Below are 17551 nucleotides of genomic sequence, written 5' to 3'. Positions count from 1 at the left end.
GTAGCCCGCTCATTGACACATCCGGACGAGCGACACGTGCTCCACGTGCCGGCAAGGTCAAGTCATGTCGACTGACAGGCATGCGGGAGCCATGGCTTGTCGCCCTAACCGTCCGCTTTAGCAAGTCGGTATGCAGCAGCGCGTCATCGAGAGACTTTTCATCTGCTCCTTCGTAGGTAAGAGTCGCCTGGCTGGCCAACAGACTCATTGACGATTGTGATGGAAGATGCGGATCTTGGCTTGCTATATGCGCAGCAGATGCTGGCCAGTGCGTCGCCAAATTTAGAACCTAGGCCAAATCTTCGGCACGCTCTTCGCTATGTACCTCTGTCGCTTCTCAAGCGCCTCTGGACTCCATGACTGTACCCTTTCAAAGTACCTGTTAATGCGGAGAGATGATTCCGCATAAGTTGACTTCTTTGAAAGGAACTCCTTGTTCTTGGCTGAATTATTGAGCCTTTTGTGAATAAGGGTAAGGTTTCCCAACTTGTTAATCCAGTCGTCGTGATCACTCCACCTCCCCCAAGTTGAGTCAGGGGACCGCGGGTAGATGTGCTCAATCCAGAGAGTTTTAGACCCGGCCAAGGTCTTTTCTGGTCGATGCCCCGCCGGAGGCTTCTGAAGATGGTCCTCAATAGCTTCAAGAATATACCTTTGGTATCCACTGCGAGCCAGTGTTAGTTCCTCAAACTTGCTGGCCAAAACCGAATCTTCGCCAAGGAATGGACGAAGTAGTGCTGTCACACTTGTTAGAGATCGCTTCGAGCGAATCAACCGCGCAACACGGTAAGCGGCTTCCTCGAGTTCGGTGGACTCGCCTCCCTGGATGACATTCCAGCGGACGAAAGTAGTAACCAATCGGCGAAGAATCTCTGCATGCTTAGAGTCATCTTCGACTAAAGTAATCTGTGCGCTTAGTGCAGCTGGCAGAAGGCTTTTCGCTCCAAGGGTGTTGATCGCCCGAAGCCAGTGCGCGCATGAGTCATCGGGATGCGAGGCCTCCAGGACATTCTTGTAGAAATCCGCATCTGCTGCCAAGCTCTGAGTTAGGGCAATTGGTGAGTCAAAGGGCGGAGAGGCGTCATTATTATCCATTGCCGCCTTGATTACGCGATACAGTGAATGGGTCTTAACGTCGCCCATGTGCGTAATGCAGCTGTGTCGAAGAAATGTGTCTACCTTGGGTGCGGAATCTGACAGCTCATAAATTGCGCGCCAGGCCTCTTCTGCTTCGCCCTGCTGAGAGGGGGCGAGTTCTCCAATAAGATACACCCGAAGAAGGTCGAGCGTCGATAGATCTTTCCCTCGATCATTGAGACGCTCAAAGACTTCAGTGACATCGTCCCAGTTGTCAGAAGTCACCTGAACTACAGTCACATTGTTGATAACTACCGAATAAAGAGCTTTTGCCAGAGCTGATTTTGATATCTTTTGTTCTGTCGAGTACTTTTCGATTTGCTGAACAAAGAAAGCTTGAGCCTTTAGTATTGCTCGCTGGCTTGCTGTCTTTGCTGTTACCTTCCTGCGTTGATCTGGAGGGTAGATTAACACTGCTTGCCGAAAGAAACTGTCGTCATACTTTCCGAGGCGAAGCCGATACTCGCGTGGGCCATCTAAAGAACTCGGCATGTCCGTGATGCATGCATGATCAATAGAGCTAGCATGATCGAGAGCGCCCTCGCTGTGTAAAACGTCGCGCGCCACAGTCAGGAGAATGGTTAGTGTGGCAAGTCGCTGTTGTCCATCAAGAACCTCGAGTACGCGACCGTTCTCTTTTAGTTGACCAACAATGCTGCCTAAGAAATATTGATGCCCACTAAGGCTGCGTTGGTATTTTTCATAGAACGAAATAAGATCCTGCCAGAGTTCGCGCAACTCTGAGAGTTCCCAGCTGTACGGTCGCTGATGACGGGGAACCGCAACGCGATAGACGGTTAGTATTTGCTGAATAGTTGACTCTTGTCCTCGAATTCCCATGATTGCATGCTACTGGCAAGTCGTGCACCATGCACGTCGCCACGCCGCCCAAGGATCGCATAGCGTTCAATGGATGCCACAGGGAAGGCGTTGCCACTTGAACCCTAGTTGTGGATGCAGCGGTAGCTTCATTCTCTATGGAGAGTTGAGATTGATGTTGACAGAACGGATATATGGTCAGAGTAAATATTAGAGTATGATCTATTTTGCGTGCTGTAGTGCTCGCAAGAATTCTGGCCTTGATCTCGATATTGCGGCGTTTCGCGACTCTTTCCGTCCAGTAGATACGCGAGTATTGGGAGCAGTCGCGATAGCGCCTCATTCGCTCTGAGGCTCCTTGTCGAAGCCTACCGTCTAGGCGTCATCGCAGTTCGAGGTCGACTAGACGTCCGGTGAGCCAGTCCCGAGTCTGCTGACGAGTGAGAGACTTACTGGCGATCTGTTCTGTCAGTCCGGTGAAGAGCGAGATGTCATTGTCGTTCTCCAGGAAGAGGCTGGTTGTGAGCTGCTGAAGGTGGAGCGCCGGACGGTGTTGATCGTGTTCGTAGAGAGTGAAGCTGGTGTAGATGTTGGCGGCTGTGGAATCGGCAGGAACAAGGTGAATGCGCACGTTCGGTAGCGAAGATGCGAGTAGGAGATGTAGTACCTGCTCGTGAGTGGTTGTTACGTCCTGGACGGGTCGGGTAAGGGCGGGTTCGTGCACATAGAAGGTTATGGTACCTGGCACTCGAATGGAAAGTCGCTGACTGGCGAGTCGCCTTTGCACTTTCGTATCGAGGGCTGGCCCGTCCACATGCCTTGTCATGGTGAGGACTTCGCGGATGTAGGGCTCGATCTGGAGTTGTCGCGGGATATCGTGAGGGTCGTAGGTCGTGATGGATTGGCTGCCGGTGTCGAGCACGTTGATAAGCGGGAGATCGTCGGGGAAGCTTACGGGGTGGCTTCTGACCTGGTAGCCGTCGTCGGGGAGGCGGTCTAGTGCGACGAGGTCGTCGAGTTCGCGAGGAGTGGCCTTCGCTCGGGCGAGGTAGATGGCGATGTCGCCGGCTTGATAGCTGCGTAGACCGCTCTCCAGGCGCGAGATCGTGGAGGCTGGCCAGCCGAGCATGCGGCTCATGTCGGTTGCGAGGTATCCGGCTCGCGTACGGATCCGGCGCAGCTCTGCACCCAACTCCCTCTGCTTTGCCGTAGACAACTGAGGCCGGTTCTTCGATTTCACCAGTTCCTGCTCGGGGTGTTGTGGCGAATGCCGTGCTGGACATGGGGACAGCTCGGCCGTCTCGCGAGACACGTGCCGTCGAAGGCGTTGTGACACATGAAAGTGGCAATGACCTGCGGGAACGCCTCGTGTGACGGTTGGGTCGGCTGGCTTTGAAGCCGTCACACCCGTCACGAGTCGCCTTGGAGGCGAGCCTTTGGGGAGACGGCGATCAGGTGTCACACCGGTGAAGTGGACCGGCGCGTTGCGCAGCGACGAGGTCTACGGCTCGGCTAGCGACTCGCTGGAACGCGGTCACGTGACCGGCGAGCTGCTCGAAGCCGAGTTCGGTGAGTCGTAGCTGGCTTCGATGCCGTTCGTGCCGAGTTAGGTACCCGGCCGCGAGCAGCTGGTCGGCATGAGGGGTGAGGACTCGTGAGCTGACGCGAAGACGCGTCGCAAGAGCGCCCTCTTCCTGCCACGTGACGTCAGCGAGAAGACACAGCACGAACAGCCGGATCGGCAGGAGCAGAATTGGGTCAAGCTCAAGCTGGAAGACGGGGATCGAGGCGTCGGTTGGCGATGTCATGACTTGCCGCGGGATAGCTCGGCAGTGCAGAGAGCGGCGCTCGAAGTCGAAAGCCCGCGGGTTCGAGCAGTGCTCCGCAAATGCCGTGCACACGGCCTCCGAGCATCAGCGCCAGGAGAAGGTTGGAAGAGCCGGCGTAAGCGCGACGGCTTGCGGTGCTGAGGCGCGCGGAGGCGCTGGTCGATGGTGGACAGCGTCGACCGAGCTGACAGGTACGCCTTGCAGCGGCCGCAAGGTCGCCCAGGTGGAACGAGCATCGAGAAGGGCAGCACGACGTGACCGCAGAGTCCTTCGTATCGTCCGAGGTCGTCATCTCGGCCGCGCGCGAACGCTTCGTCGGTTACGGCGTGATCGAGCCCGTCAACCTCGCTCCTGTGCCAGGTGACGTATGTCCCGGCGGCTACATCCGGCCGCAGTACGTCGCGCATGAGTCCTCCGCTACCTACAGATTGACCAGCCACAACGGGCTGTAAGGTATGAAATCAGCTTGCCTTATGCGCTCATTTAGGCGACAGGACGCGCGGGCGACATAGCGAGGACATCTCGCGGGGAGCATGAACGCCGGGAGGGCGAGATGACGGCTGGTGGCGGCAGCGACGACCTACCGCGGACAGTGCTGGAGATGAAGCTCCGGGAGCGGAATCAGACGCTCGCCGAGTTCGTCGAGGATGCCGAGCGGTTCGCGCGCAGGTTCGGTGAGCCTGGCACGCTCAGCGTGCGACACCTGCAGCGCTTGATCTCGGGACGCAAGCCCGACGGATCACCGGTCGGCCGCCCGCGGCCGGCTACCGCGCGCCTGCTCGAACGGATGCTCGGTCTCGAAATCGGCGAGCTGCTGTCATCACCTGGTACCGTCCGCGGTTCCGCCGAAGACCCGGATGCGGAACTCCGGCAGCGGCTTAGCGCTGCTCGCCGTGTGAACGCAGACGTGTTGACCCTGCTTCACAGCCAGTTGTCCTCGGTCCGGCGCCTTGATCGGGAGCTGGGTGCCTCAACAGCTCACGAAGAGGTGGCTACCAAAATCCGGCAAATCGCGCGCTTGCGGTCCCACAGCCTCACCTCGGACGTTCGTGGCCGACTTGCCGCTCTACTTGCCGAGTTCGGCACGCTCGCTGGCTGGCAGAGGCTCGATCTGGGTTCCGTTCACGAGTCCTGGCAGTTCTACGAGCAAGCCAAGGCGGCTGCTCGCGAGTCTGGCGACGAGGCATTCGAAGTCCACTGTCTCGCTGAACAGGCCTTTGTGCTGATCGACGTCGGCGAGACTGGACCAGCAGTCGACCTGTTGCGCGCTGCCGAGCGCCAGGCCCGGCACCTAGCCGGCCGCCTCCTTCGAGCGTGGCTCGCAGCCGCGCACGGTGAAGCTCTTGCGGCAGACGGGCAGCGTTCAGCGAGTCTGCTGGCCTTCGATCGTGCCGCAGTCCTCCTGCCGACCGACGTGTCCGCGGTGGACGGTCCCTACGTGGTGCTTGATCCTGTTCATCTCGCGAGGTGGCGTGGGCACGCGCTCGCCCGGATCGGCGAGCCGGAGGCGGTAAGCGTGCTTTCGACAGCGCTCAGCCGTCTCGATCCGACGTTCACACGTGCAGAGGCCGCGTTGCGAGTGGACTTGGCGAAGGCGTTCGTCGCGATGGGCGAGTACGAAGAAGGCCGAGCGCACGCAGCACGTGCTCGTGCCCTTGCTGTCGAAATCGGGTCTGTGCGGCAGCAACGTCGAATTGCCCAGCTCATCGCTTCGGGGCGCGAAGACTGAGCGGGAGGTGGTACTGCGGGCAACTGCCAGCCGTAGGCTCGCGGCGTGACTGACGAGCATGGGTCGTGGAAGACGTTCGGTGAACGCCTGGTCTACGACAACCGGTGGGTCAAGGTCGGGCTGACGGACGTCGAGGCGCCGAATGGCGAGCGCTGGGACTACCACGTCGTGCACCTCGCGCGGATAGCTATCGCGTTGATCGTGAACGACCAGGACGAGGCGCTGATGCTGTGGCGCTACCGGTTCGCTACCGAGCAATGGGGCTATGAGCTGCTGGGCGGCATGGTCGACGACGGCGACGACTCCGCTGGGACGGCCGCGCGGGAGGCGGCCGAAGAGTCCGGCTGGCAGCCGGTCGGTGAGCCGGAACATCTGGTGAGTTTCGAGCCGCTGCCAGGCCAGGTCACGGCGCCGGTCGATGTGTACCTGTGGCGCGAGGCCGAACACATCGGCGAGCCCACCGACACGGAAGAAGTCGGCAGGGTGGAGTGGGTGCCACTGTCGAGGGTCAACGAGCTTGCGCAGCGTCAGGAACTGCTGGGATCGGGCACGCTGGTGTCCCTGCTCTACTACCTCAACTCACGCCGAGTCTGAGTCGCCTGGCAACACCAGTCGTTCCAGCCGACGTCGTAGCCGCACGGAGCCGACCTGGGAGATGATCCGCCGAGCCTGCTGTGCGTAGGTTCGGGCGGCCTCCCGGTCACCCGATGCGCTGTAGGCGAGGGCGAGATCCACATACACGGCGGCGCCGGCGCGAACGAAGGATGTCGACCGGGCATCATCGACCACGCGTTCAAGATGTTCGATCGCTTCGGGGGCGCCGAGGTGTACCAACGCGTTGCCGCGCCATCGGTCGAGATGGCTGCCGCCGAGGAAGACGAACGGAAGCTCCGGGTGGACGACTTCGTTCGGTAGGAGCGTGTCGGCCTCGTCGAACGCTCGGAGAGCTTCGTCCCGGTGACCTGCGATCGCGTGGCCTTCGCCCTCAGCGGCCGCGAGCCAGGCACGCAGCAGTTCCGGGGCGCGCTCGCCGATCGAACGCGCCTCCTCGAACAGGGCGAGCGCGTCATCGACGTTACCCGTGTCGATGAGGACGAATGCCTGCTCAGCTGTGGCGTGAGCAAGCAATCCGGTCGATCCGGACTCCATTGCCGCGTACTTCGCGCGTTCGTAGTGCGTCCATGCCTGTGCGAGTGAGCCGATGTCGAGGGAGTTCCACCCCGCCAATGTGGACGCCTCGACGAGCACGCCGGCCAGCGGAGCCCTGTCGCGACGCAGGATGGTATGCCTGAGCAGGCCCTCGATCTCGGTGATCTGTCCGCGGAGCCGTTCGAGCCTCGCGGCTGATCCGAACCGACGGTCGGCATGGCGAACGCTGATGACCTCGTCGCGGAACAGTTCGATGGTCTGTTCGTCCACGCGGCGGGCGATGACCAGCCGTTCGGCCAGCTCATCGCCTGAGGGGCCGGCGAACTCGCCCGTGGGGAACCCGAGATCGTCGTCGGTTCGGCCGTAGATCTCGCGCAGGACGGCGCGCATCGGCGGTTCGGGCACCACATGGCCGTTCTCCCACCGGGAGATATCCGTCTTCCGGCTGGGGACCGAGCGTTCGGGCAATCCGTGTGCCGCTGCACGCGCGTTGATTGCTCGTGCGAGTTTCTCCTGACTCCAGTCAAGCGCATTCCGGGCGGCTTTCAAGGGGCTCGCCGAGTTCATGACGCGCACCTCCGGCACCGGCCTTGAACTGCGGAGATAACAGGGAATAACACGGGGCATGTAAACCGCTGCCAGCTCCCGCGGCCCGGAAAAATGCCGTTTCTTGGTGACATGAGAAACGACAAGGAACACCGGCGGTCGACCGAGTCGGCCGATCGCAAACAGGATTTCGCGCTAGCCGCGGGAAGTCCCATCGCGGCGGAGCAGTTCAGTGAGATCGGCGAGGTGCTCGGTGATCTGCGACAGCCGCTGTTCGATGACAGCGAGTCGCGCCGATACGGCGTCTTCCATGTCTTCGCGAGGCTGGCCGAGGGTTGGCGGGATGCGGCCATGCAGGACAGCGAGCAGATGCTGCGGGTGCAAACCGAGCGCGACCGCAAGCGCTTCGAGCGTCCGGTCGCTTCGCTTGCGCTCCACGGTGTGGTTCTGGATTTCGCGGACGATCGCCTGGGAGACCTGCGAGCGCTCAGCCAGTTCGCGTTGCTTCCATCCGAGCTCGTGTACGCGCTCGTTGATGGTCTTCGCGACCGCCGCCCAGTCTTCCGACACCTATTCCTCTTCCTTCGTGGTCCGCCTCAGCGCCGACATTAGCGCTTGACGGAATCAACGACGCTGAGATCCACACCGCGTCGCGCGTTCGGACCATTCTCGCGCCTTTGTGCGACTAAATCAGCGCACTTTTAAGGCTCAAATCAGCTTTCCGACTTTAAGGACTACCCCAATGCAGAAGAAAATGCCTGACGCTGGCGGTCCAGCGTTCTACTCACCGGCTGACGCCGCCTGGATTCTCGGCGTTGACCTCAACTCGATCCATCGCGCCATCCGGATCGGCGAACTGCGGGCCGAGCGGCGCCGTTCGCGACTCGTCATCTCGGCTTCAGAGCTGCGGCGAGCCCTCGGTGGAGGTGCGCGATGAGCGAACTCGACTACACGGCGATCGCTGCCCAGCTAGCCCGGTTCGCCCCTGTGCCTGACTCGGTCTTGAAGGAGGTCGTCGAAAGGGACGGCCTGTGCTTCTGGGCATTCGAGCGCGCGGACCTACCGGAATTGACCGGGGACGATCCACCTGACAGGGACCTGGCTAAGCGACTGTGTGCCGGCTGTCCGGTGATCGATGAGTGCCTCGAACTCGATCTCCGCACTACCGGACCGGATGCTCTCGGCGTGTGGGGTGCGATGCCGGATACCGACCGGCGCATCCTCCACACGACTTGGCAGCGTCTCCGAGGAGGCGAGGCGCGATGACGCTCACCCTCTCAACGACACAGGTTCTCGCTGGACTTGGTGTTCTGTTCGCCCTGTTCATGGTGTGGCGTGTCGGCGCACGCAAAGCGCGCCGCGCCGCCGAAACGGCACGAGCAGGCGCACGAGTCGTCTCGCTCGCCGGAAAGGTGCTGTTCACGGGCGTGGCGTTCGTGGGTGTGCAGTGGCTCGTGATCACACATCCTGGCAACCCGACTCTGTTGCTCGTGGTACTCGGAGTGCCGGACCTGATCGCGGCCTACGTCCTGACCCGCGCTCTGACCGTCACATCGCTCGATACCTCAGGTCGAGGCGGTGGCCGATGATCGACACGAAACAGGAGGCTGCGTCCTGTACGGCGTCGGTGAGTCGTGCTCAGCGTCTCGCCGCGGATGCCACAGAGGCTGCCGATGTCCGCCGCTGGAGCACTCATCCGGACGTCGTCGCCCTTCGGATCGAACGAGTTCGTGCTCAGGTCGACCGGCTGTGCTGGGCCGGAATCATCCTCGGACTGGCTTTCACCGCGGCCAACGTCCAGTCGTTCGCTGCCGCCGGATCGGATTTCGGCTCGTTGCCCTGGCTGACGGCCTGGCTGCTGGACCCGACTGTGTGCCTGGTGCTGCTCGCCATCCTTCGAGCTGAGCAGGTCACCGCCCGGTACCAGGTTCACACCGGGCGGTGGGTCCGTGCGGCGAAGTGGCTCACGCTGGCGGCCACTTACGTCATGAACACCTGGTCCTCGTGGGCCGCCGGATCACCGGCCGGAGTGGTCTTGCATTCCGTGCCACCGATGGTCGTATTCGTCGCAGCCGAAGCTGTTACCGGCCTACGCGACAAGCTCACGGACGCCGTGCAGGTTGCTCTCGTGAACACTGCGAAACCCGCGGATGTTCATGAACTGGCGACGGCTGATCGTGAACGCCCCGCTCGTCGGCTGTTCGCCGACTACCTCGCCGACGCGCGGCTGGCCTGGAAACCCGACGTCAGAGTGACGCCTGCCTGGGTGCGAGAGGTCACTGGTTGTTCGCGCGGGTTGTCCTCCCGGCTCGCTGCCGAGCTTTCGGCCGAGGTGGCCGAGGGGGTGCGCCATGGCAGCTGAAGCGAGTTCAGAGGCTGACAGCGGTGTGTCTCTGGCCCGAATGGCCTCGGGCGACGTCGAGCACATCGGGCCGATCCTGGACGGTGAGTTGATCGACGACTCGCTACCCCAACCGCGTGTTCGGACCGTCCGTCGGCGGCTCGCGCGCTGGTGGAAGCACTCACCGCGAGTGCCACTGTGGATGAAGAGTAGGCCGCAAGCCGTCCAGGCTGCGAAGGACGCCGTGGTCTGGATAATCAAGTCGCCACTTCGGTACGCGGGTGCGGTGGTCCGTGGGGCCGTAGCCGGTACGCGCGCCTGGCGAGGCTGGGTCAAAGTAAACGACTATCGGACGGCTGCCGAGGACTCGGAGAAGCTTGCCGACAAGTTCACGGAGATTCGTGAACTGACGCTGTTCCGCTGGAAGGTCACTGGTGCCGTCGTTGCCATAGTGGCGTTGGCGGTCGCCGTTGTGGATCTCCTGTACGGACACGATCCACTGTGGATCGGCGGGGCTGTCGCATCACTGGCGCTGGCGATTCTGGGACGCCGCAAGGATGGCAGTCCGGGACGGAAGCCCGCGCTTGCCGGTCCGCGCACGCTGACGTGGACGATGGATCCGCAAGTTCTTGTGGATGCGTTCCGCGACGCGAAGCTGATCGGAAAGGACGAGACACTTCGCTTGGTGGAACGAGCAACGCGTGTGGGCGACGGTTGGGCGGTCACCGTGGACCTGCCGGCGACGCGGAAGGCCGCGGATGTCGTGAAGAATCGGGATGCGTTGGCTTCAGCCCTGGCAGTCGACGAAGTTCAGCTCATCGTGGAGCGCGTGCGCGGAAACGGTGGGCATGCCGGCCGGATCTCGATGTGGGTCGCCGATGAGGACCCGTACGTTCGTGCGCCTCTTCAGACGCCGCTGCTCGGCGTTACGCGCTGGGATGCTTGGCGGCCTGTCCCATTCGGACGTGACGCGCGAGATCGGCGGATCGATCTGCCGCTCGTGTGGACGTCGCTTCTGATCGGCGCTATTCCCAGGCAGGGTAAGACGTTCGCTGCCCGGCTCGCTGCTAGTGGACTTGTCCTGGACGCTTGGGTGCGGCTGTACGTGGCGGACTTCAAGGCTGGGAAAGATTGGGTCGCCGCCGGGCGAGTTGCGCACCGCTTTATGGCTGGTGACGAGCCTGAACACGTCTTGGCCCTCATTGATTGGCTGGCCGAATTGGTTGCCGAAGTCCAGGGCAGGTTCCGGCGTATGCGGGATCTGGACGACTTGGTATGCCCGGAATCGAAGGTGACGCCGGAGATGTCACGGGACAAGGCGCTGAACATGCCGATAACGGCGATCTTCATCGACGAGGTTCAGGTGCCGCTCGAAGATCGCACTCCTGTTGAGGTACAAGGAAAGAGGCTTGCGGCAGGCGAGTACATCGGCGAGTTGTTGACGTGGCTGGCCAAGAAGGGGCCGGCGGCCGGGATCGTGCTCGTACTCGCCACTCAACGCCCCGACTCCAAGACCATCCCATCCGGGCTCCGGGCGGTGCTCGGATCACGGTTCGCCCTTCGGGTGATGGACTGGCGTGACTCAAACATCGTGCTCGGCGAGCAGATGAACACCCGCGGGTTCGACTCGTCTCGCCTTCTGCCGTCGCACAAGGGCGTGGGCATCCTCAGGCCGGACGGTGACACGGCGGCTGGGGCGGATGTGTTGGCGATGACGGTCCGCACGTACTACATGCCGAACGAGGACTGGCAGACCATCTGTCAGCAGGGGCGCGCTCTGCGGGAGGCGGCTGGAACGCTGACAGGGCATGCGGCCGGTCAGGACGGCATGCCAACACTCGATCACGCTGCCGTTGCACACGCTCTGGGCGCGGGGGTTGCAACAAGCCCATCGATGCCTGAGTTACCAGAACCGCTCTCTGCGCTCGTCGAGTATCTGGGAGTCGACCTCGGACCTGAGGGGCGGCAGTTCGTCCCCACGGCCGAGTTGGTGGAGGCGCTCGGCATCGAACGCAGGATGTTCTCGCAGCAGATGACCGAAGCAGGATGTCGGCCGACGCGAGACCGTGTGACCAGCGAGGACGGTGAGACTCGGCAGGTTCGGGGCTACCTGACCGCTGATATCCGCCGTGCTGTCGAGCAAGCTGGTCATGGCGATGTATACGCTGCCACGGGTGCCCAGCGATGAGCGCAAACCAGAACAACCAGCCTTGTCGGGTTATCCTACCTGCAGGATTGCCTGAGCTGACGCCTGCGGCGGCACGCGCCTTGCTGGCGGTTCTCATCGACCTGACTGAGGTGCCGGTCCTTGATGGACCAGGAAGGGAGGCGACCGATGACCGCTGAAATCAGCGACCCATGGTCGAAATTGGACGAGATCCTGGGCCTTGAGGTAGCCGAGCCCGTGGACGACGGGATCGGCGAGTTGGCGGTCTACGGTCGCTGCTCTACTGAAGACAACCAGGACCCGGAGACCTCGCGAGGCTGGCAGATCGGGAACGCGCGCAAGTTCGTCGAGCCGCTGGGCGGCCGGATCGTGGCCGAGTACTTCGACGTGGGCCAGTCGCGGTCAGTGCCGTGGGATCGGAGGACCGAAGCGTCGCGGCTGCTCGACGAGCTGAAGAATCCTCGCCGGACGTGGAACGCCCTGGTCGTCGGTGAGGGGACCCGTTGTTGGTTCGGCAACCAGTTCTCGCTGATCGCTCCGCGGTTCGCTGCGTACGGCGTGGACTTGTGGGTGCCGGAGCTCGGCGGGCGGTTCGACCCGCGGAATCCGTCGCACAAGATGTTGATGAGCGTGCTCGGTGGCATGAGTGAGTCGGAGCGGCAGCACGTTCAGGCGCGGGTCCGGGCGGCGATGGACGCGCAGGTCGTTAACGAGGGACGGCACCAGGGAGGCCGTGCACCGTACGGGTACGTGGTCGTAGATGGCGGGCCACATCCGAACCCGAGGAAGGCAGCGGAGGGGTTCCGGCTGCGCCTGCTCGCGATCGACGAGCCCGGCGCCGAGGTAGTTCGTCGCATCTTCGCCGAGTATCTCGACGGAAGCGGTGATCGCGCGATCGCGAACATGCTGAATCTCGAAGGAATCCCGTGCCCGTCGGCGAAACGGCCGGATCAGAATCAGCACCGGTTGGCGGACGGCTGGCAGGCAAGCACGGTTCGAGCGATTCTGGAGAATCCGCGGTACACCGGCTATGCGATCTTCGGTCGCTGGGCCAAGCACGAGATGCTGCTGGATCCCGACGACGTAGCAGCCGGCCACGTGGTCCGCTTCCGGCGCGCTTCTCCGGACCGCGTGGTGCGGTCGAGGAACCAGGCTCATCCGAAGATCGTGTCTGTCGAGACGTTCACGCAAGCTCAATTGCTTCGACGCTCGAAGGCGAGCGGCGGCCTGGCGACAGCGAGGAAGGCGGAGCGAGGCGCTCGCAGCACAGCTCGGACATACCTTCTACGCGGGCTGGTCCGTTGCGGAGTCTGTCATCGGAAGATGCAAGGTGCGACCATCCGCAAGGGCGCGTACTACCGCTGCACGGCCCGAACGATGGCGCCAGGTTCAGCGATGCTCGCCGACCACCCGAAGACCGTGAACCTGCGTGAAAGCACAGTGGTCGAAGCGCTCAATGGGTGGATCGGGCGGCTGTTCGCGCCCGACAACGTCGACCAGACCGTTGCGGCGCTGCTTGACTCCGCTGGTGGGAACACTGGCGGTGCGCACGAGGCGGCTCGGCGCCGGCTGGCGGACGCGGAGGCGCGGCTTCGTCGGTTCCAGGAAGCCATCGGGGCGGGAGTCGATCCCACGGCCGTCGTCGATGCCATGAACCAGGCACACGCGGAGCGTGTTGCGGCCAAGGCCGAGCTGGAAGGCGCTCCTACGAGCCGGAGAATCACGGACGCGGAGGTCTACGCGATGATCGATTCGCTCGGTGATGTCGGAGCGATGCTCGCCGATGCGAAGCCAGCAGGGCTGGCCCGGCTCTACCAGCGGTTGAACCTAGAGTTACGCTACGAACCAAAAGAGCTGGCCATCTATGCGATGACCAGCCCCGGTGTAGATACTGCGTGTGTCCGAGGGGGGACTTGAACCCCCACGTCCGTTAAGGACACTAGCACCTCAAGCTAGCGCGTCTGCCATTCCGCCACTCGGACTTGCTGATGTGAGAAGAGTATACGTCGCCCAAGAGGCCTCGATCAGGGGGGTCCGTATCGTCACGCAGACCTACATTGAGACGATGACCGGTTACCCTCTGACAACTTCCGTGCCCCCAAGGGGCCACATGTCCCCAGGTCGGAAGCCTAAAGTGCGAAGCGTGACGGATGGTTGCAGCAAGTAGCAGGCCATGGGGAATCAAACCCCTGCGCGAGGCGCTTACAACGGCGTGAAGAAGATTGGTTTCCTGTCCTTCGGCCACTGGTCGCCGAGCGCGCACTCCGAGACGCGGTCCGCCGCCGACTTCCTGCATCAGTCGATCGACCTGGCCGTCGCGGCCGAGGAGCTCGGCGTGGACGGCGCGTACTTCCGTGTGCACCACTTCGCGCGGCAGGCGGGCAGCCCGTTCCCGTTGCTGTCGGCGATCGGGGCCCGGACGTCGAAGATCGAGATCGGCACCGGCGTGATCGACATGCGCTACGAGAACCCGATGTACATGGCCGAGGAGGCGGGCGCCGCCGACCTCATCTCGAGGGGCAGGCTCCAGCTCGGGGTCAGCCGGGGGTCCCCGGAGCAGGTGATCGACGGCTGGCGGTACTTCGGTTACGGCCCAGCGGAGGGGCAGACCGTCGCGGACATGGCCCGGCAGCGCACCGAGGTCTTCCTCAAACTGCTCGAGGGCGAGGGGTTCGCGCAGCCGAATCCGCGGCCGATGTTCGCCAACCCACCGGGGCTGCTGCGGCTGGAGCCGTACTCGGAGGGGTTGCGCGAGCGGATCTGGTGGGGGTCCAGCTCGAACGCGACCGCGGTGTGGGCGGCGGAGCAGGGGATGAACCTCCAGAGTTCCACGCTCAAGGACGACGAGACGGGTGAGCCGCTGCACGTTCAGCAGCGCAAGCAGATCGAGGCCTATCGCGAAGCCTGGAAGGAGGCCGGCCACGAGCGCGAGCCTCGGGTGTCGGTCAGCCGCAGTATCTTCGCGTTGACCAACGACTTGGATCGCGCCTACTTCGGCCGTGATCGGGACTCGCGGGACCAGGTCGGCATGATCGACGAGACGACCAGGGCGATCTTCGGGCGCTCGTACGCCGCCGAGCCGGACGAGCTGGTGCGGGCGCTGAAGGAGGACGAGGCGATCGAGGCCGCGGACACTCTGCTGCTGACCATCCCGAACCAGCTCGGCGTCGAGTACAACGCGCATGTGCTGGAGAGCATCCTCACGCACGTGGCACCGGAGCTCGGCTGGCGCTGAGAATGCGCGGTTCGGCGGATGGGCCGGGGCGTTTCGCTCGTTACGATCGGGTGATCCCCGGCCATCGGAGGGTCCCGTGAGACTGCCCCGATCCCTGTCCTGCCTGGTTTTGGCGTTCGGCCTGGCCCTGCCGTCGACCGCGCAGGCGAGCGCTCCCGCGCCGCTCGGCGGCGGAAGTGTGTTGCAGAGCAGTGCCGCGACGCGGTGCACGGCCGGGTTCGCCGCCGTCTCGGGCAATACCGGCTACCTCATCGCGAGTTCCGCCTGCGGCAAACCCGGCGACACCATCCGCAGCGCGGGCCGGGTGGTCGGGGTGGTCGCCGGCGCTCAGGTCCCGCCGACCGGCGCGATCGTCATCCGCGTGACCAATACGACCGACTGGCGGCTCGTGGGCTCGATCCCGCCCACCGACGGCCGCGTCACGATCACCGGTTCGGTCGAGGCCCCGGTCGGCGCGTCGGTGTGCCGGTACGGCGCGACCACCGGATGGCGTTGCGGGATCATCCAGGCGAAGAACGTGTCGATCACCTTCCCCGAAGGAACGCTGACCGGCTTGACCCGCACGTCCGTCTGCGCCGAGCCGGGTGACCACGGCGGGCCGTTCGTCAGCGGGACGCAGGCGCAGGGAGTGCTGGTCGGCGGCAGCGGGAACTGCTCCACCGGCGGCACGACCTACTTCTACCCGGTCAACCGCGTCCTGTCGGCCTATGGGCTGACGATCCTCACCGGCACCTAGAACGGCAGGACCCTCGGATACGGGGGAGGGGAGTGCCGGTCGAACGCCGGGGTGGTCGTCACCCGGGCTTCCCCGACGGCGTCGAAGATCGTCTGGTGGTCCGGCGCGAGCTCGCCGGCTTCGGAGTTCAGCGCGGCGGGCGCGTCCGACGGCCAGTGCCCGGCGTCCAGCCGCCGCTCCAGCGTGCGCAGGGCGGTGATCTCCTCGGACGCGGTGAACACACAGTGCCCGGCCCGGTTCACGAACAGCTGACGGAGATCGTCGTCTGGCCCGACCCGCTCGGCGTAGGCGCGTTCGTGCGCCGCCGGCGCGGTGCCGTCCGCGACGGTGTGCATGGTCAGCACCGGGACCGGCGTGCGTCCCAGCGGCAGCCCGAACCGCGCCAGATAGCCGACAGCGGCCGGATCGGGTGCGATTCGCGGTGCCTTCGCCAGCCTGTCGAGGTCGGCGTCGAGGTCGAGTCCCGCCTCCGTGTAGGCCCGTTCCACGAGCGGCCGTTCACCGGCCTTCGCGAGGATCCGCCGGTAGTCGACGCCCACGTTCCAGCTCGGGTTGCCGCCCGCGCGCTGTTCCAGCGCCACCCTGTCCACGCCGAAAGCGCTGACGCGGTAGAAGCGATCCCATACGCCCTGCCAGAAAACCTGATCGGCGACGGCCTGCGGCCGGGGCCGGGTGGCGTCGAACCAGCCGGGGATTTCGGCCAGCGCGTTCGCCAGCGCGAGCCTGGCCTGGCCTTGCGGGTTCGCGGTGGCGGCCCGCACCACGTCGGTGAACCGGCCCGCGTTGGCCGCGGGATCGGTGATCCGCACCAGATCCAGCCGCGCGTCGAGCAGCGTGTTCAGCGCGAACCCGAGATCGAGACCGGAGTTCCAGTGCGCGGCCCCGCCGGCGAGGTTGCCGCAGAAGGTCATCAAACCGGCGAACCGGCGCGGATTCCGCTCGGCGAGCAGGGTCGCGGTGATCGCTCCCACCGATTCACCCGTCGCGATGGTCCGCCGCGGCTTGCCGACCGTGCGGGAAAACCAGTCGTGCAACCGGATCTGGTCGGTCAGCGCCTCCTCGATCGACCAGCCGCGCACGGTCCGGTACTGGGACGCGGCCAGTGCGTACCCCTGCTCCAGCAGATACGACTCCGTCGTGGGCTGTGAGGTCAGCGCGATCCGCTCCGGCTCCGGATACGCCAGGGAGTACATCCCGTGACTCCACAGCATGAGCGTGCCGTTCCAGTTTTCCGGCACCAGCACCAGATAGCGTGCGCCTTCGAGTTCACCTTCGTATCTGGCGACGGGGGCGTCCGCCGAGACGCGGGGAGCCATCAGCCCCAGAAGGATCGTGAGCACGGCCAGGAAAGTCAGACCACGTCGTGCCATGACGACCACCCCCGGGACTCATCTTTCGCCGCGCGGGGTGCGGTGTCGAGATCCGGTCGGCCTAACTGAAGATGACCGAGCGCAGGAGAAGTCTGTCCGAACCTCGTCCGCCGTTGGGGCGGAGCGTGAAGTAGGAATCGCTCGAGCAATCGTCGTCCAGGAACACCACCGCGGTCGAGTCGGTGTCGTTGCGCGGACGGAAAGCGTCGATGTCCCAGTCGGCGATTTCGGGGATCTCGATACATTCGCCGCTGGGCGGATCGACCAGGGTGCCGACCTGGATCTCTTCGTCTTCGTCGTAGTAGCGGTAGGTGAATTCGCCTTCGGCCGCGGAAGCCGCCGCCGGGATCGTGAAGCACAAGGCGACGGCACTGACGACGGCGAGGAAAGCAGTACGTGTACGCATGGTTCGAGGTTAGGACGGTGATCAACATCTTCGGTAGGTCTCGCGGCCAGATCCACTCTGTGAGGTGGACCGAAGTCCGGACGGTGA

General features: G+C 63.7%; 17 protein-coding genes and 1 tRNA gene. 11 read left to right on the top strand and 7 right to left on the bottom strand.

The genetic code is table 11. The annotated features are described in order from the left end of the window. Window positions 1–282: 282 nt before the first annotated feature. Both ACZ3HL_RS12860 and ACZ3HL_RS12855 read right to left on the bottom strand, forming a co-directional pair. Window positions 283–1977, bottom strand: coding sequence for a DUF262 domain-containing protein (locus ACZ3HL_RS12860; protein WP_465530835.1), 1695 nt, complete (start codon window positions 1975–1977; stop codon window positions 283–285). 361 nt (window positions 1978–2338) lie between these two features. Beyond that, window positions 2339–3196 carry a helix-turn-helix domain-containing protein gene (locus ACZ3HL_RS12855; protein WP_465530833.1) on the bottom strand — a complete coding sequence of 286 codons (858 nt, stop codon included), beginning with the start codon at window positions 3194–3196 and terminating at the stop codon, window positions 2339–2341. 843 nt (window positions 3197–4039) lie between these two features. On the opposite strand from ACZ3HL_RS12855, the gene ACZ3HL_RS12850 reads away from it, so the two are divergent. The 3 genes from ACZ3HL_RS12850 (at window position 4040) to ACZ3HL_RS12840 (ending at window position 6108) form a co-directional block, all read left to right on the top strand. Beyond that, entirely contained in the window at window positions 4040–4237 is a 198-nt protein-coding gene (locus ACZ3HL_RS12850; RefSeq protein ID WP_465530831.1) for a hypothetical protein, read from the top strand. A 149-nt stretch (window positions 4238–4386) separates the two neighbouring features. Continuing rightward, window positions 4387–5514 carry a hypothetical protein gene (locus ACZ3HL_RS12845; protein ID WP_465530829.1) on the top strand — a complete coding sequence of 376 codons (1128 nt, stop codon included), beginning with the start codon at window positions 4387–4389 and terminating at the stop codon, window positions 5512–5514. A gap of 45 nt (window positions 5515–5559) precedes the next feature. Continuing rightward, window positions 5560–6108 carry an NUDIX hydrolase gene (locus ACZ3HL_RS12840; protein ID WP_465530827.1) on the top strand — a complete coding sequence of 183 codons (549 nt, stop codon included), beginning with the start codon at window positions 5560–5562 and terminating at the stop codon, window positions 6106–6108. Here the strand turns inward: ACZ3HL_RS12840 and ACZ3HL_RS12835 are convergent. Both ACZ3HL_RS12835 and ACZ3HL_RS12830 read right to left on the bottom strand, forming a co-directional pair. Next, the gene (locus ACZ3HL_RS12835; protein ID WP_465531063.1) at window positions 6094–7071 is read right to left on the bottom strand and encodes a tetratricopeptide repeat protein; all 978 of its coding nucleotides are present in this window, start codon (window positions 7069–7071) and stop codon (window positions 6094–6096) included. The genes ACZ3HL_RS12840 and ACZ3HL_RS12835 overlap by 15 nt on opposite strands. 333 nt (window positions 7072–7404) lie before the next feature. Next, on the bottom strand, window positions 7405–7779 hold the full coding sequence (locus ACZ3HL_RS12830; RefSeq protein ID WP_016333690.1) for a helix-turn-helix domain-containing protein: 375 nt from the start codon (window positions 7777–7779) through the stop codon (window positions 7405–7407). 172 nt (window positions 7780–7951) lie between these two features. Between ACZ3HL_RS12830 and ACZ3HL_RS12825 the strand changes: the two genes are divergently transcribed. The 6 genes from ACZ3HL_RS12825 to ACZ3HL_RS12800 all read left to right on the top strand — a co-directional run bounded on the left by ACZ3HL_RS12825 (window position 7952) and on the right by ACZ3HL_RS12800 (window position 13634). Further along, entirely contained in the window at window positions 7952–8146 is a 195-nt protein-coding gene (locus ACZ3HL_RS12825) for a helix-turn-helix domain-containing protein (protein WP_465530825.1), read from the top strand. Further along, window positions 8143–8475: a WhiB family transcriptional regulator gene (locus ACZ3HL_RS12820; RefSeq protein ID WP_465530823.1), complete on the top strand. Its 333-nt coding sequence runs from the start codon at window positions 8143–8145 to the stop codon at window positions 8473–8475. The genes ACZ3HL_RS12825 and ACZ3HL_RS12820 overlap by 4 nt, the downstream gene beginning before the upstream one ends. Next, complete coding sequence (locus ACZ3HL_RS12815) at window positions 8472–8798, top strand: hypothetical protein (RefSeq protein WP_465530821.1); 327 nt, start codon at window positions 8472–8474, stop codon at window positions 8796–8798. The genes ACZ3HL_RS12820 and ACZ3HL_RS12815 overlap by 4 nt, the downstream gene beginning before the upstream one ends. Continuing rightward, complete coding sequence (locus ACZ3HL_RS12810; protein WP_465530819.1) at window positions 8795–9571, top strand: hypothetical protein; 777 nt, start codon at window positions 8795–8797, stop codon at window positions 9569–9571. Before ACZ3HL_RS12815 ends, ACZ3HL_RS12810 begins: the two co-directional genes overlap by 4 nt. Then, window positions 9561–11738 carry a cell division protein FtsK gene (locus tag ACZ3HL_RS12805; RefSeq protein WP_465530817.1) on the top strand — a complete coding sequence of 726 codons (2178 nt, stop codon included), beginning with the start codon at window positions 9561–9563 and terminating at the stop codon, window positions 11736–11738. The genes ACZ3HL_RS12810 and ACZ3HL_RS12805 overlap by 11 nt, the downstream gene beginning before the upstream one ends. Before the next feature lie 147 nt (window positions 11739–11885). After that, the gene (locus ACZ3HL_RS12800) at window positions 11886–13634 is read left to right on the top strand and encodes a recombinase family protein (RefSeq protein WP_465530815.1); all 1749 of its coding nucleotides are present in this window, start codon (window positions 11886–11888) and stop codon (window positions 13632–13634) included. Here the strand turns inward: ACZ3HL_RS12800 and ACZ3HL_RS12795 are convergent. Next, a tRNA-Leu gene (locus tag ACZ3HL_RS12795) sits at window positions 13616–13699 on the bottom strand. The two genes, ACZ3HL_RS12800 and ACZ3HL_RS12795, sit on opposite strands and share 19 nt — an antisense overlap. A 230-nt stretch (window positions 13700–13929) precedes the next feature. On the opposite strand from ACZ3HL_RS12795, the gene ACZ3HL_RS12790 reads away from it, so the two are divergent. Both ACZ3HL_RS12790 and ACZ3HL_RS12785 read left to right on the top strand, forming a co-directional pair. Continuing rightward, entirely contained in the window at window positions 13930–14952 is a 1023-nt protein-coding gene (locus tag ACZ3HL_RS12790; protein ID WP_465420749.1) for an LLM class flavin-dependent oxidoreductase, read from the top strand. Window positions 14953–15028: 76 nt separating this feature from the next. After that, window positions 15029–15688 (top strand): S1 family peptidase, encoded by a 660-nt coding sequence (locus ACZ3HL_RS12785; protein ID WP_465530813.1) that lies wholly within the window; start codon window positions 15029–15031, stop codon window positions 15686–15688. On the opposite strand, the gene ACZ3HL_RS12780 is transcribed toward ACZ3HL_RS12785, so the two are convergent. Beyond that, the gene (locus tag ACZ3HL_RS12780) at window positions 15685–17058 is read right to left on the bottom strand and encodes an alpha/beta hydrolase family protein (RefSeq protein ID WP_465530811.1); all 1374 of its coding nucleotides are present in this window, start codon (window positions 17056–17058) and stop codon (window positions 15685–15687) included. The two genes, ACZ3HL_RS12785 and ACZ3HL_RS12780, sit on opposite strands and share 4 nt — an antisense overlap. Before the next feature lie 61 nt (window positions 17059–17119). Continuing rightward, the gene (locus ACZ3HL_RS12775) at window positions 17120–17464 is read right to left on the bottom strand and encodes a hypothetical protein (RefSeq protein ID WP_465420743.1); all 345 of its coding nucleotides are present in this window, start codon (window positions 17462–17464) and stop codon (window positions 17120–17122) included. Window positions 17465–17551 lie beyond the last annotated feature (87 nt).

The sequence above is a fragment of the Amycolatopsis sp. NPDC000009 genome (assembly GCF_055563465.1).
The sequence above is the reverse complement of the archived record's forward strand: the minus strand, read 5'-3'. Positions and strand labels throughout refer to the sequence as shown.

What these genes read in the sequence shown, in the direction of transcription:
- ACZ3HL_RS12860 (WP_465530835.1), bottom strand. Translation starts at nt 1,977, where the DNA reads ATGGGAATTCGAGGACAAGAGTCAACTATTCAGCAAATACTAACCGTC.
- ACZ3HL_RS12845 (WP_465530829.1), top strand. Translation starts at nt 4,387, where the DNA reads ATGAAGCTCCGGGAGCGGAATCAGACGCTCGCCGAGTTCGTCGAGGAT.
- ACZ3HL_RS12825 (WP_465530825.1), top strand. Translation starts at nt 7,952, where the DNA reads ATGCAGAAGAAAATGCCTGACGCTGGCGGTCCAGCGTTCTACTCACCG.
- ACZ3HL_RS12820 (WP_465530823.1), top strand. Translation starts at nt 8,143, where the DNA reads ATGAGCGAACTCGACTACACGGCGATCGCTGCCCAGCTAGCCCGGTTC.
- ACZ3HL_RS12815 (WP_465530821.1), top strand. Translation starts at nt 8,472, where the DNA reads ATGACGCTCACCCTCTCAACGACACAGGTTCTCGCTGGACTTGGTGTT.
- ACZ3HL_RS12810 (WP_465530819.1), top strand. Translation starts at nt 8,795, where the DNA reads ATGATCGACACGAAACAGGAGGCTGCGTCCTGTACGGCGTCGGTGAGT.
- ACZ3HL_RS12805 (WP_465530817.1), top strand. Translation starts at nt 9,561, where the DNA reads ATGGCAGCTGAAGCGAGTTCAGAGGCTGACAGCGGTGTGTCTCTGGCC.
- ACZ3HL_RS12800 (WP_465530815.1), top strand. Translation starts at nt 11,886, where the DNA reads ATGACCGCTGAAATCAGCGACCCATGGTCGAAATTGGACGAGATCCTG.
- ACZ3HL_RS12780 (WP_465530811.1), bottom strand. Translation starts at nt 17,058, where the DNA reads ATGGCACGACGTGGTCTGACTTTCCTGGCCGTGCTCACGATCCTTCTG.
- ACZ3HL_RS12775 (WP_465420743.1), bottom strand. Translation starts at nt 17,464, where the DNA reads ATGCGTACACGTACTGCTTTCCTCGCCGTCGTCAGTGCCGTCGCCTTG.